A 13,677-nucleotide genomic window follows, 5' to 3' on the forward strand; every position below is an offset into this window, starting at 1 on the left:
TTACTTTTGACATAAGGTCGTGGCGCGCTGCTGGAAAGGCTCCAGACTCATCTTTTGGCCCGGTTTCTCACTGTCATCCAATAATAAAATATCTAACGGTTTTGCCAGGACATGCCCCGCTTTCATCTGTTCAGTCGCAACATCATTGAGTGGATATTGTGCTAATGTGCTTGGATTTATCACAAATAAAGCCCCGCCTGAGCGGCACTCCAACATCACTTCTTCTCGATTAAATGCCCATTGTTTGCCAAACTCAAACTTACTGACGGTCACTATCTTCCCGGCAGCAATAGCGTTTACCGATAACATCAGTAATGATAATGTCAGCACAAAACCTTTCATTCTAATTATCCTCAATTAACTGATTGCCTTGATTTTCTCGTATATCGAGGCGTCGATGCAAGCTTACTGCCACTATCTATCAGGTATAACTTCACATTATATCGGTGCCATCGTCGCAAAAAAACTCACCAAAAGCAGTACTGTTGCACCAAGGATAATTTCAGCACAGCTGTTTACAACCAACCAGTAATGGGCTTTTGTGGGCAATTTTCGCAACATAGGGACAATGAGGTAGCGGTTAATCACAGCAATAACAATCATAAACAGCACCAATATTACTTTACTGAGTAATAGCATCTGATAAACAGATGTCAGTGTTAAAGAAGTCTCACGCAATATAATAATGCTATTAATAATTCCGGTGGACAATACCAATGCCACGGCCAAATGACCCCAACTTGAAAATCGAATTAACGTAGTGATAGCTTCGCGTTTAACATCACCATGGCGGGTATATGCAAGGCAAACCAGCAATGCGGGCAAACATCCTATCCAATAACCTGCACTGAGCAGATGTATAACTTGATTGATCTGATGAATCCATCCCAGCACACCCTCGTGCATCGCCGCGTGCCCGATAAAGGCCAGACTGGCTAATAGCAACGTTGAACAGCCTACCATCAGCCGATAATAAACACGGATTGTGCCGAGCAAAGCTATCCACATGCTCAATATGGATAAACCGAGATGCCATTGCCATATCTGACCAAAACGGGTGCCCAATACCGCCCACCACACGTTTAGTCTGTAGGTATCAGCCCAACCATCACCCATCATGCCAGCTTGGATAGCTAGCAGCCCGATAGCGGAGGCTAATCCCACAAATGTACTGAAGACAAGGAGAGGCGATAAGCGGTTTTTGAGTATCGAAGAGAAGCGGTCTGGTGCTAATAAGGCGGTGAAAACACTGATGCCAAACATCAGCATCACCGCCAAAAAATGCAGAAAGCGACACAGAACGAATAGAGTCGCCAGAGACATATTATTTCACTGTGAAGCTGTAAGTGCCTTTGGTTTTATGGCCATCAACAGACACCACATGCCATGAAACGTCGTATTTCCCAGCTTTCAATGCACTATCGATCGGCAAGATTAATTGTGTGTTATTGACCGGGTCCAATTTAAGCTCGCCTGTTTTGACAACATTGTTATCTGGGCCAGTCACTTTCACTCCACTGAAACCCAATTCAATTCCTTCAGAGAAACCCAGTGTCACGGCTTCTGGCGCTGAACCAATGGTCGCATCGGCAGCAGGAGATTCAATTTTCAGGTGGGCGTGAGCCAAGGCTTGCTGGCTGGATAACCCAACAAATAACACAATAAGTGCCGAAAGCATGCGGCATGAAGAACGTACTTTGCGAATAAACATAATATCCCTTAATCGATGGGGGAGAAGAATCTGTCTGCTACCAACCATATCCTATATTGGCAGCGCGAACCCCTATCACTTCCAGTCAATTGCACTACCTGTGAGGTAGGGCACAAAATAAAACGCCAAATTATGAATGGCGATTGAAATATCACCAATAGTTGAGTAGCAATTAAGCTCAGCTAGCGCTTTTAGCTTGGTTGCAAATGATAACGATTTCAATATAGCAAGTCGAGAAACCATAGCTAAACAACATGTTGTTAGCACGAAACAATAAAATTAAGAGAAAAGGGAGGGACGAGTATGGCGAAGAGACAATAAAAAGCCGCAATTTCTATTTCCACTAAGAGTGGATAGAAACTGCGGCGAGTTCAAATCAAGCCAAAAAATTACGCCTGAACGTGGCTCTGTGCAGCCATGGTTTTCAGATCTTTATCGACGAAGAACAATGAATTGCCGCTATTACCCACCAGCGCCAGTTTATCCAGAATAGATTTGAACAGTTTTTCTTCTTCATGCTGTTCAGACACATACCATTGCAGGAAGTTGAATGTAGAGTAATCGTGAGTGGTCATTGCGACATGGGCAAGCTCATTAATTTGAGTCGTAATAAGTTGCTCATGCTCATAAGTCAGTTTGAATACATCAGCCAGTGATGCGAAATCTGTCGGCGGCGCACTGATTGTACCCAATACCGGCATAGCGCCCGTTCCGCTCAGATATTCAAATAAACGCTGCATATGCTGCATCTCTTCTTGAGAATGCTCTTTTAAAAATGCTGCCGCGCCTTCAAAGCCTTTATCACTGCACCAAGCACTCATCTGTAGATAAAGATTGGCAGAGTAAAATTCCAGATTCAGTTGCTCATTAAGCTTCTGAGCCATTTCTGTTTTCAACATGATAATTCCCTAATTTTTATAATGCAGGTAAGCAACGATTAACTTAGCTTATTATGCCAAGTTAAAAACAAAATAAGAACACCCTATTCACATTAATATTTAATAAAATCACAAAATAACTTAACCAACTGATTATTAATGATATTTTTTAAATTTAAACATGAGATTAATTATTATAAGAATCATTTACATTAACACCAGAATACTAAAAAGAATGATTCTTATTTGAGGTTTATTTCAATAAATAATAACCTTATGACTTTGAGGTCATATTATCTCACTGCAAAAACGTTTAATTAGATATTATTAGGGTACATTAGCCTCTTGCCAATATCTGCCAGCTGCATTACCTTTTGCGCCATAACTGCCGATGCGCCACGAAGGAGAGGAAAAATGGGATATAATCTGGCTGAGTTTTCTGATGAAGAAACAGCAAAAATGAATGTCGATCTGGCCGCTTCTGGGGTTGCATTTAAAGAGCGCTACAATATGCCGGTGATCCCTGAAATGGTTGCTCGAGAACAGCCGGATGAGCTACGTGAATACTTTTTACAGCGGTTGGCACACTACCGCAGTGAATCAAATAAATTCTCTCGCTTGCCGTATGAACCCAAAATGAAGTCATGAGTAAGAGACTCCCGCACCAGGGTCTGCGGGAGTTTGGCGATGAGAATCGCTAGGATTTTCGAGCAAATTTGTCGGTTGCAAGAATTAGTTGGTGCAAGATTCCTGGTTCGTCAAAGGAATGTCCGGCACCTTCGACAATATGCAGTTCAGCCTCTGGCCATGCTTTTGCTAAATCCCACGCATTCTGTGGCTGACAAGCCATATCATATCGGCCATGAATAATTACCGCAGGAATATGGCGAATGCGCGTGACGTTATCGAGCAGTTGGTTATCGCTATCCAAAAAGCCCAAGTGGGTAAAATAGTGATTCTCAATGCGGGCAAATGCCAGAGCAAAGTCATCCTCACCGAAAGAAGCCGCGCTTTTGGTTGGCAGTAAAGTGACTGTTTCTCCCTCCCACAAGCTCCAAATTTTTGCGGCCTCCAATTGTACCGCTTTGTCCGGTGAGGTCAGCCGCTTGCGGTAGGCCGCAGTGACATCGCCCTGCTCTTCTGGCGCTAACAGGGATAACACGCGCTGCCATTTATCGGGGAAGAAGCGGGAAGCCCCGTCCTGATAATACCAATCCAACTCTTTTTTACGCAGAGTGAATATCCCACGCAAAACCATTTCACTGACCCGTTCGGGATAGGTTTCACCGTAGGCCAATGCTAGTGTCGAACCCCAAGAGCCGCCAAATATCAACCAGTTATCTACGCCAGCCATCTCACGCAGCCGTTCAATGTCATCAACTAAATGCCAGGTTGTGTTGTTATCCAAGCTGGCATGGGGCGTCGAACGCCCACACCCGCGTTGATCAAAAAGTAATACTTTGTATTTCTTTGGGTTGAAAAGTTGCCGGTGATAAGGCGCGATCCCGCCACCAGGGCCACCATGAATAAATACCGCGGGCTTACCCTCAGGGTTGCCACAGAGTTCCCAGTAAATCTGGTGACCATCACCTGTGTCTAGTAAGCCACTATCGTAAGGTTCATACGCTGGATAAAGCCCACGTAATTGTTCCATTATTTTTCCATGTTTGTTGAGACAATAAAGTTATCAAAGCTTATACAGCCCGCAGGGTCAACGATAAAACATTACATTTACGCCAATCAGCACATTAATTCCATCAACCGGTGATAAATACACCATAACTTAATTAATTTTCAGGTCTTAGCTCAAAACATGGCGCGTGCCAGAACATAACAAGAGAGATTAATATTTAATAATATACTTATTAAACAATGAATTAAGTATATTCATGTTTTCTTCCCTTGCAACTCCCCCCCATTAGGTGGTTAATAGGTGGGCGTACCAACCTAACCGAAGGTAAAGAGAGGCAAGCCATGAGTAAGGGAATGGACAGCAAAAAGAACGCGAAGAAAAAGCCACTAAAAACACCAGCTGAGAAAAAAGCTGAGAAACGCGCTAAAAAGTCATCTTCCACTAGCGCAGAATAACGGACTTTTCGTCTCGTCAGTCAACCCGCCACGATAGGCGGGTTTTTTGTTGCTAATATTTAGGTATTACGGGGAAGAATAAGAATGTATTTTCGTGTCATCGATACAGAAACTTGTGGTTTGGAGGGGGGTATTGTCGAAATCGCGTCTGTCGATATGGTGGACGGATTATTGAGCAACCCTATGAGTGACTTGGTTAGCCCAGACAGGCCAATCAGTCTCGATGCCATGGTAATTCACCATATCACGGAAGAAATGGTGGAAGGTAAACCGCGAATTGCCGTTGCAGTTAGAAAATATCAAGGGAGCCCGTATTATGTCGCTCATAACGCCCCCTTTGACCGCGGTGTGTTACCGGAGATGGGTGGTCAATGGATTTGCACCTTAAAGCTCGCCCGTATGCTCTACCCTGATATTAAGCACAGTAATCAATATCTGCGTTACGCTTTGCGCCTGAATGTTTCAGTGCCAGATAATCTTTATCCACATCGTGCTTTGTATGATTGTTATGTCACCGCCGCACTGTTGCAACGCATCATACGAGACTCTGGGTGGAACGCCGAGCAGATGGTGGAAATGACGCAACAACCGCTGTTGTTACAGACATTTAAGTTCGGGAAATATCGTGGAAAAAGTATTGAACAGATAGCCCGGCAAGATCCGGACTACCTGCGCTGGATGCTGACCTCAATTGCCGACCTTACGCCAGATATGCGCCATACCCTGACACATTATCTGACATAACCGATTTTGTGAATCAAGCTAGAGAGAGAATAAAAGCATATTCCAAAGCAATATCTTCATAAGCTTTGAAGCGCCCTGATTTACCCCCATGGCCCGAATCCATATCGGTATAAAGCAATAATTGGTGGTCATCAGTTTTCATTTCTCGCAGTTTCGCGACCCATTTTGCGGGTTCCCAATATTGAACCTGAGAGTCATGCAACCCGGTAGTTACCAGCATGTGCGGATAATCTTGAGCTTTAACCTGATCGTATGGGCTATATTGCTTCATGTAATCGTAATAGGCCTTATCATTTGGATTGCCCCACTCGTCATACTCGCCAGTCGTCAGAGGGATAGATTCATCCAGCATAGTGGTGACCACATCAACAAATGGCACCTGCGCCACAACACCTTTGTATAATTCAGGCGCCTGATTAATAACAACGCCCATCAACAAGCCGCCCGCACTACCGCCCATAGCGAAAACACGATTAGCATCGCCATAACCCTTGGCAACCAATGTTTTGGTAACATCGATAAAGTCATTGAATGTGTTTAATTTCTTGAGCAACTTGCCATCTTCATACCATTGCTGCCCCAGTTCCCCACCACCCCGAATATGCGCCAGTGCAAAGACAAAACCACGATCTAACAGACTTAAACGGCTACCACTGAATACCGGATCCATGCTGCTGCCATATGAGCCGTAGCCATAGACCAACAGCGGGTTACTGCCTGGGGCAAAATGATCACGATGATAAACCAATGAAACTGGCACTTTGACACCATCCGATGCGGTGACCCAAATCCGCTCACTACGATATTTTTCTGGTGTGAAGTTTTTGACTTCCTGCTGCTTGAGCAACTGACGAGCGCCGGTATCCATATTAAGTTCATACATGGAGCTTGGCGTGGTCAGGGAAGAATAACCATAGCGCAACAGTTCAGTTTCTGGCTCTGGGTTATATGCCAACCAAGTGACATAGGTAGGGTCATCAAAAGTCACCGACTTCTGTTCATCGGTGACCCAGTGAATTTGCCGCAAATGCGTCAATCCCTCACTCCGTTCTTCCACCACCAGCCAATCGCGGAATAGGCTAAAGCCTTCCAACATAACCTCTGTTCTTGGCGTAATTAAGGGTAGCCACTGAGATTCATCAGCGAAATCAACGGGCACTTTAGCTGCATCGGCGATTTTATATAGACCGAAATTTTTGCCATCTTTATTCGAACGTAAATAAAAATGCTGCTTATAGTGATCTAAACCATATTCATGGTCTTTGCGGCGTGGCGCGAACATTTGCGGCAGCGGCTCGTGCTGATCGGCATCCAACAGTAAAATTTCAGATGTTGTGGTGCTACTGAGATGGATGACAATAAAGCGCTCAGATGTGGTTTTTTCCAACCCGACATAGAATGTATCGTCCGCTTCCTGATAAATCAGCTGGTCCGATGCAGGGTCAGTGCCCACGACATGGCGATAGACTTGATAAGGCAGCAACGTTTTTTCATGCTTACGCACGTAATACAGTGTTTTTGAATCATTGGCCCATTCAAAGCTACCCGACGTATTGCTGATAACTTCCTGCTGCCAGCTATCACTTTGTAAATGTTTTACCCGGATATCATATTGACGCCGTGATAAGAAATCCTCAGCCACTGCCAGTAGTTGATTATCTGGGCTAACATCCAGGCCCCCCAAGGTGTAGAACTCGCTTTCCGCCGCGCGTTGATTACCATCAAGTAAGGTTTCCCAACTGCTATCCGCCCAAACCGGTTGGCGAACGTAAATGGCATATTCATTACCCGGTTCAAAACGTGTTTGATAGCGGTAGCCATTGCGGGTATAGGGGACGGACTCTTCTTGGGGCGGAATGCGGGAAACCATTTCCTGATACAAAGTTTCGCGAAGCGGTTGCAGCGGCTTCAACACCGACTCGGTGAACTCATTTTCAGCTTGCAGATAGTTCAGGACATCAGCATCAGTGCGCTCATCATCACGTAGCCAATAATAATCATCTGTACGGATATCACCGTGCATCGTCATCGGATAAGGGCGTTTATCTGCCTTTGGAGGTATGGTCATTAGTTGAAGTGTCCATCAGTGTTCGTTATCGCGAGAGTGACACGATTACCTGTCGATGCCAAGCGGCAGCATCTGCTTAAATTTGAGTTGAAAGAGTGTAATTCAATGATAAGCAACATGATAAACAGGTGCAGGATACCTTTACGCCAGCACCTGTTGTGATTAGCTTAATTCCACCCCTGCGGCCTCAAGCACGCAAGGTATAGGCGATAGTGCCAGCTTTACAATCAAGCACCACTTGGTAGGTTTTATCGCCTTTTTTACCACGAGCGGTCAATGGAACCTGCCAGATATCATCTTGGCCTGTAATGTCTACCGCGCTAATCCAGACAACCGGGCTATCAGTACCCAACCCTTTTTTATCCGCTTCCCAACGTGTTATACGATTTTGTAGAAAATCACGTTTAACTTGAGTCGCAACCTGAGATTGATTTAACCCAGTACAAGTAGGGACTTTTGCTACCCGCGGTTCCTGGGCCTGTACACTACTGATGGCACCGGCTAAAGCGACGGCCACTACTAAGGCGAGTCCTGTCTTTCTCATCATTCCTCCAGATATTATTATTTCTATCCTCTGGCTGGAACAATGATTGAAAGGGGGGTTACAGAACGAATAGCGCTAAAAATTAATATGTTAACGCTATTTAATTAACACCGAGTAAATTCAATCACGTAAAACTGTTCCAACCCCGGATAGATCTCCTTAATCACTTTTTTCAGTTCATCCAGCGACATATTTTCTTGCTCGGCATGGTGTTGCGTCAGTGTATCCAAGGTGATTGGAGTGACGGATTTAACCAAAATATGGCAGAAAAATACGCCGTCTTCATTGCGACATACACGCAGGGTTTCCCTTGGGCGAAAATCGGATTCACTGCTATCCCGGATAGTGATCGTTTTGCGATCGGCCAGAATATCCGCCTCAAACCGGCGAAAGAAGGTGATTTCACGATTCATTTTAGATCCCTTTTTCACTTCCTGCCGAAATCAGGCAGATTAAGCCGCTTGATTTTCATCAGGTTTGGATTTTTTCTCTGATGCGATTTTTTCAACTTTCGCTTTTGGCTGCCCCTCGGCGGAGGCCGCTGGCTGGGCACCCCGCAGAATTTGCCCTAATGCATCTTTGTTCTCTGCAAGGAAGAAGCTCAGAGCCTCGCGTTGATCTTCTTCAAGTGTTAAAGGTGACTGTGCCAACCATTCAGACAAATTGTCAGCCAAATCCAGCATTTTATCGTAGGCATCGGCTTCTTTTTTGGTTGTGAAAGTCATTTTTTCCTCACCCTGTCTTACCACGACGAATTTTATTTCAACGGCCATTGATACGCGTCCTCTTCACTTACAGATTACTGTACATAATCACAGTATAATGTGATTTGTCGGGGCGATGCAACCACCATCGCCCTCTACTGTGATTATTTTAATAAACGGGCTTTGCAGTTTTTGCCTTTGATCTTGCCTTGCTGTAACTGCTGAAGAGCCCGTTTGGCACTCGCCTTGCGAATAGCAACATAGGCATGAACCGGGAACATATCGATTTTACCCACATCCGCGGCGGTCAGACCGGCTTCACCCGTTAAAGCCCCCAAAATGTCGCCAGGGCGAATTTTAGCTTTACGGCCACCATCAATACATAAGGTGACCATTTCAGGTTCCAGCATGGTGTTAGCACTGCGGCTTACCTGCTCGGCTGGCGTCCATTTCAGTTTCATTTGCATATAATCTTCAATGGCATGGGCGCGGGTCATTTCCTGTGGGGTACACAGGCTCACCGCCAGACCGCTCATCCCTGCCCGCCCGGTACGGCCGATGCGGTGCACATGAATTTCGGGATCAAATGCCAGTTCGAAATTGACCACCAGTTCCAAGTCTTTAATATCCAGACCCCGCGCAGCAACATCAGTTGCGACTAACACCCGGCAACTGCGGTTGGCAAAACGCACCAGCACTTGATCACGGTCGCGCTGTTCTAAATCGCCATGTAAGGCCAACACGCTGATGCCACGGGACTCCAGCGCCTCATAGACACTCTGGCAATCTTTCTTGGTGTTACAAAACACCACACAAGAAGCGGGCTGATAATGACTGAGGGCGGAGATCAACAGCGGCAAACGTTTTTCGCGTGTGGTTTCGAAAAATACCTGCTCAATCGCGGGCGCTTCATCACCATCATCAACTTCAACATTGACTGGCTGGCGCTGAACCCGCGCACTGATTTGCTCAATACCCGCCGGATAAGTCGCCGAGAACAACAATGTCTGGCGCTGCGGTGGGGTATAGGCAATGACATCATCAATGGCATCGGTAAAACCCATATCCAGCATGCGGTCGGCTTCATCCAGCACCAGAATTTTGAGGTCATCCAGCACCAGCGTTTTCTTGCGCAAATGCTCCTGAATACGGCCCGGAGTGCCGACGACAATATGCGGGGCATGCACCAGAGAATCTAACTGATGGCCCATCGGCTGGCCGCCACACAGGGTCAGGATTTTAATATTTTGAGTAAATCGCGCTAACCGGCGCAATTCTTTACTGACCTGATCAGCCAGTTCACGTGTTGGGCACAGCACCAAAGCTTGAGTCACAAACTCACCCACAGCAATTTTGTCCAGCAAACCAATGCCGAAAGCCGCAGTTTTACCACTGCCAGTTTTGGCCTTTGCCCGAACATCCTGCCCATTGAGGATGGCCGGTAATGCTGCGGCCTGTACCGGTGTCATCTCGGTATAGCCAAGTTCATTAAGATTGGACAACTGCTCAGCAGGCAGTGTCAGGGAAGAAAAGGACGTTGTGCTCACGGCAGTAACTCTTATAACGGAATGGAATGGCAGCGATGGCCTGAAGGCGAGCGCAAGATTTTGGCGCGATAATACCAGATATAGGGCTATTGCCGGAACTATACCGCATCAATACCGATAAAATGGTCTGATTCTCTGCTTAAGAGCCAATACGCAATCGTTTTCGTCGCCATTTTGCCTTATACTCATGCCCGTAAAATTCATCGCGTGTCAAAATTTCCCACTGATGTAGGTACCTAACTATGCTGACTATTGGAACCGCTCTGCGCCCGAATGCCACCCGTGTCATGTTGCTTGGCTCTGGAGAGCTGGGTAAAGAAGTGGCAATTGAATGCCAAAGGCTGGGGCTGGAAGTGATTGCGGTTGATCGCTACGCCGATGCACCCGCGATGCATGTTGCTCATCGCAGCCATGTGATTAACATGCTGGATGGCGCAGCGCTCAAGCAGTTGGTCGAGCAGGAAAAACCGCACTATATCGTGCCGGAAATTGAAGCTATCGCCACAGATATGCTGGTTGAGTTAGAGAATATGGGCCAGAAGGTTGTGCCCTGCGCCGAAGCCACTCGTTTGACCATGAACCGCGAAGGTATTCGCCGTCTGGCTGCCGAAAAGCTGCAATTGCCCACCTCCAGCTACCGCTTTGCCGCTACCGAGAGTGCATTCCGCCAGGCGGTCAGTGAGATAGGTTACCCGTGCATTGTCAAACCGGTGATGAGTTCCTCTGGTAAAGGCCAGAGTTTGATTCGTAATGAACAGCAACTTCAGGCCGCATGGGATTACGCGCAGCAAGGTGGCCGCGCGGGCGGCGGTAAAGTGATTATCGAGGGATTGGTACACTTTGATTTTGAAATCACCTTGCTGACCATCAGCGCGGTTGATGGCATCCACTTTTGTGCGCCTATTGGTCATCGTCAGGAAGATGGCGATTACCGTGAGTCCTGGCAGCCACAAATGATGAGTGATATTGCAGTGGCGCGGGCGAAAGAGATTGCTTCCCAAGTGGTCACGGCGCTAGGTGGCTACGGGCTATTTGGGGTGGAATTGTTTGTCTGTGGCGATGAGGTTATTTTCAGTGAAGTTTCACCGCGCCCTCACGATACCGGCATGGTGACGTTGATTTCGCAAAATATGTCTGAGTTTGCCTTGCATGTGCGCGCATTTTTGGGCTTGCCCATTGGCACCATTCGTCAGTATGGCGCAGCGGCATCGGCGGTTATTTTACCCGAATTGACCAGCCATAATATTGCTTACCATGGGTTGGAAACCGCCTTGGTCGGTGACACGCAAATTCGTCTATTTGGTAAACCCGATATTGCGGGTAAACGGCGGTTGGGTGTGGCGTTGGCGGTAGCAGATGATATTGATAGCGCGATTGAAGTGGCAAAACGTGCCGCAAGCGCAGTCGTCGTGACTGATAAATAGTTGTGACAGGTAGATAGTTGTGACAGGTAAATAATCTGGCACTGATGAATAAACCCGCCATCACGGCGGGTTTATTGGCATTGAACAGCACAAAACCGGAGCTTACCCTTCGTACGGATCTTCTATTTCGTCCGCATCCTGCTCATTATCACGACGATAATCAGACTCATCACTCTCATCAAAGTCAGAATCTTCAAAGATAGGCATGGCTTGTGGATCATTCTCGTGCCGCTCGCGAATTTCTGCGGCGACCAAAGCAATCGCCTCACCACTGCTCATTCCTTCCGACATGAATTGGTGAATACGTTCGACAGCTTCTTGCTGTTCCTCATGAGAAAGTGAAGGCATACCCGCTAACATTGATTTATCTCCTGCATATAATTGATTCAGTATACCTGTTTATTGTTATTTAAAGTGAATAGCTATTTATGGTGGATTGACTGCCACTGGTGAACAGCCCCCAAACACTGGGTAATTTATGCTAATCTTGCCCAACTTTGGTGGTGAAAATACCTTTCTACCGCCTAATATGTTCAGCCGAAAGAAAAGAATCGTGACTCATGAGTGTGAAAACCCTGACCTGCAAAACCTTGCCTTATCAACCAGATGCCCTGCTCCAGCAATTCGCCCCCCTTGCCCATCAAGCTTGGGCCATGTTGCTGCACTCCGGATTTGCTGAACACACCCATAACCGTTTTGATATTCTGGTCGCCGACCCGCAAGTCACTCTCACCACGCGGGGCGAGCAAACAGAAATTATCAGTGCGCAAGGCCAGGAGCTTTCCCTCGAAGATCCATTCTCTTTATTGCAGCAGCAATTGGATAAGTTTTCTCCCGCTATTTCGCCCCACCCTGACCTACCTTTTTTGGGCGGAGCATTAGGGCTATTTGGTTATGATTTGGGCCGACGGGTTGAGACACTACCGGTGCTGGCCGAGCCAGATATCGCCTTACCGGACATGGCCGTCGGCCTGTATGACTGGGCCTTGATTGCCGATCATCATTTGCAAAAACTGACACTGGTCTGTCATGGCGATGCTGAACAGCGCTTGCAGTGGTTGCTGCAACAAAGAAACCCCGAAGCCACTTTGCCATTTAAGTTAACCAGCCGGTGGCAGGCCAATATGTCGCGAGAGCAATATGGTGAAAAATTCCGGCAAGTTCAGGAATATTTGCACAATGGCGACTGTTATCAGATTAATTTGGCCCAAAGATTCAGTGCGGAGTATCAGGGTGATGAATGGCAAGCTTTTCTGACATTGAGCCGCAGTAATCAAGCGCCTTTTTCGGCTTTTATTCGCTTAGAAAAAAATGCAATTTTGAGTGTGTCACCGGAGCGTTTTCTATGGTTGGAAAATCATCATATTCAAACCCGCCCGATTAAAGGTACTTTGCCGCGGCTGGATGACCCCGAACAAGATCGTTTGCAAGCGGAGCGGTTAGCTAATTCCACTAAAGATCGCGCTGAAAACCTGATGATTGTTGACCTGCTGCGCAATGATATTGGCCGAGTTGCACAGCCGGGCACCGTGCGGGTTCCGGAGCTGTTTGTGGTCGAGCCTTTCCCGGCGGTGCATCATTTGGTCAGCACCATTACCGCAATTCTGCCCACCGAATCACCGCCAACCGCATTATTGCGCGCCTGCTTCCCCGGCGGCTCGATAACGGGTGCGCCGAAAATTCGGGCCATGGAAATCATCGAACAATTGGAACCCCAGCGCCGCAACGCCTATTGCGGCAACATTGGCTATATTAGTTGCTGTGGCACGATGGACACCAATATCACCATCCGCACTCTACTGACTGAAAACGGCAAAATATATTGTTCTGCCGGCGGCGGAATTGTGGCTGACAGTCAGGAACAAGCTGAATACCAAGAGACATTTGATAAAATAGCCCGAATATTACCCTTACTGGGAAAGAGTTAATTTATGAATGAGTGGATTCTGTGAGTGCTATGTCTGTGAAT

The 13,677-nt window shown here is 46.8% G+C and carries 15 protein-coding genes; 4 read left to right on the forward strand and 11 right to left on the reverse strand.

The genetic code is table 11. The features are described from left to right. The 4 genes from OVO64_RS00510 to ftnA form a co-directional block, all read right to left on the reverse strand. Nucleotides 1-342: a YebY family protein gene (locus OVO64_RS00510; RefSeq protein ID WP_038632445.1), complete on the reverse strand. Its 342-nt coding sequence runs from the start codon at nucleotides 340-342 to the stop codon at nucleotides 1-3. A 96-nt stretch (nucleotides 343-438) separates the two neighbouring features. Continuing rightward, complete coding sequence (gene copD / locus OVO64_RS00515) at nucleotides 439-1,323, reverse strand: copper homeostasis membrane protein CopD (protein ID WP_038632443.1); 885 nt, start codon at nucleotides 1,321-1,323, stop codon at nucleotides 439-441. A gap of 1 nt (nucleotide 1,324) precedes the next feature. Continuing rightward, nucleotides 1,325-1,711: a CopC domain-containing protein YobA gene (gene yobA, locus OVO64_RS00520; protein WP_145509676.1), complete on the reverse strand. Its 387-nt coding sequence runs from the start codon at nucleotides 1,709-1,711 to the stop codon at nucleotides 1,325-1,327. A 389-nt stretch (nucleotides 1,712-2,100) separates the two neighbouring features. Continuing rightward, on the reverse strand, nucleotides 2,101-2,610 hold the full coding sequence (gene ftnA / locus OVO64_RS00525; RefSeq protein ID WP_038632439.1) for a non-heme ferritin: 510 nt from the start codon (nucleotides 2,608-2,610) through the stop codon (nucleotides 2,101-2,103). A 393-nt stretch (nucleotides 2,611-3,003) separates the two neighbouring features. Between ftnA and OVO64_RS00530 the strand changes: the two genes are divergently transcribed. Then, nucleotides 3,004-3,237, forward strand: coding sequence for a DNA polymerase III subunit theta (locus OVO64_RS00530; protein WP_038632437.1), 234 nt, complete (start codon nucleotides 3,004-3,006; stop codon nucleotides 3,235-3,237). Nucleotides 3,238-3,286: 49 nt separating this feature from the next. On the opposite strand, the gene pip is transcribed toward OVO64_RS00530, so the two are convergent. Further along, on the reverse strand, nucleotides 3,287-4,243 hold the full coding sequence (gene pip, locus OVO64_RS00535; RefSeq protein ID WP_038632429.1) for a prolyl aminopeptidase: 957 nt from the start codon (nucleotides 4,241-4,243) through the stop codon (nucleotides 3,287-3,289). Nucleotides 4,244-4,761: 518 nt separating this feature from the next. On the opposite strand from pip, the gene exoX reads away from it, so the two are divergent. Continuing rightward, nucleotides 4,762-5,421 carry an exodeoxyribonuclease X gene (exoX, locus tag OVO64_RS00540; RefSeq protein WP_038632427.1) on the forward strand — a complete coding sequence of 220 codons (660 nt, stop codon included), beginning with the start codon at nucleotides 4,762-4,764 and terminating at the stop codon, nucleotides 5,419-5,421. 13 nt (nucleotides 5,422-5,434) lie between these two features. Here exoX and OVO64_RS00545 read toward each other — a convergent pair whose 3' ends face one another. The 5 genes from OVO64_RS00545 to dbpA form a co-directional block, all read right to left on the reverse strand. Then, the gene (locus OVO64_RS00545; RefSeq protein ID WP_038632426.1) at nucleotides 5,435-7,489 is read right to left on the reverse strand and encodes a S9 family peptidase; all 2,055 of its coding nucleotides are present in this window, start codon (nucleotides 7,487-7,489) and stop codon (nucleotides 5,435-5,437) included. A 187-nt stretch (nucleotides 7,490-7,676) separates the two neighbouring features. Then, the gene (gene yebF / locus OVO64_RS00550) at nucleotides 7,677-8,033 is read right to left on the reverse strand and encodes a protein YebF (protein ID WP_050291248.1); all 357 of its coding nucleotides are present in this window, start codon (nucleotides 8,031-8,033) and stop codon (nucleotides 7,677-7,679) included. 104 nt (nucleotides 8,034-8,137) lie between these two features. Then, nucleotides 8,138-8,446, reverse strand: coding sequence for a N(4)-acetylcytidine aminohydrolase (gene yqfB / locus OVO64_RS00555; protein WP_050291249.1), 309 nt, complete (start codon nucleotides 8,444-8,446; stop codon nucleotides 8,138-8,140). Nucleotides 8,447-8,485: 39 nt separating this feature from the next. Continuing rightward, nucleotides 8,486-8,806 (reverse strand): YebG family protein, encoded by a 321-nt coding sequence (locus tag OVO64_RS00560; RefSeq protein WP_038632420.1) that lies wholly within the window; start codon nucleotides 8,804-8,806, stop codon nucleotides 8,486-8,488. Nucleotides 8,807-8,901: 95 nt separating this feature from the next. Then, nucleotides 8,902-10,284, reverse strand: coding sequence for an ATP-dependent RNA helicase DbpA (gene dbpA / locus OVO64_RS00565; RefSeq protein ID WP_038632418.1), 1,383 nt, complete (start codon nucleotides 10,282-10,284; stop codon nucleotides 8,902-8,904). Nucleotides 10,285-10,526: 242 nt separating this feature from the next. On the opposite strand from dbpA, the gene purT reads away from it, so the two are divergent. Continuing rightward, nucleotides 10,527-11,708: a formate-dependent phosphoribosylglycinamide formyltransferase gene (purT, locus tag OVO64_RS00570; RefSeq protein WP_038632416.1), complete on the forward strand. Its 1,182-nt coding sequence runs from the start codon at nucleotides 10,527-10,529 to the stop codon at nucleotides 11,706-11,708. 102 nt (nucleotides 11,709-11,810) lie between these two features. Here the strand turns inward: purT and OVO64_RS00575 are convergent, their stop codons facing one another. After that, complete coding sequence (locus OVO64_RS00575) at nucleotides 11,811-12,068, reverse strand: YoaH family protein (RefSeq protein ID WP_038632414.1); 258 nt, start codon at nucleotides 12,066-12,068, stop codon at nucleotides 11,811-11,813. A gap of 200 nt (nucleotides 12,069-12,268) precedes the next feature. On the opposite strand from OVO64_RS00575, the gene pabB reads away from it, so the two are divergent. Further along, the gene (gene pabB / locus OVO64_RS00580; RefSeq protein WP_120011288.1) at nucleotides 12,269-13,636 is read left to right on the forward strand and encodes an aminodeoxychorismate synthase component 1; all 1,368 of its coding nucleotides are present in this window, start codon (nucleotides 12,269-12,271) and stop codon (nucleotides 13,634-13,636) included. The last annotated feature ends 41 nt before the right edge of the window (nucleotides 13,637-13,677 follow it).

Source organism: Yersinia sp. Marseille-Q5920, from assembly GCF_946902935.1.
GTDB classification, from domain to species: domain Bacteria; phylum Pseudomonadota; class Gammaproteobacteria; order Enterobacterales; family Enterobacteriaceae; genus Yersinia; species Yersinia rochesterensis.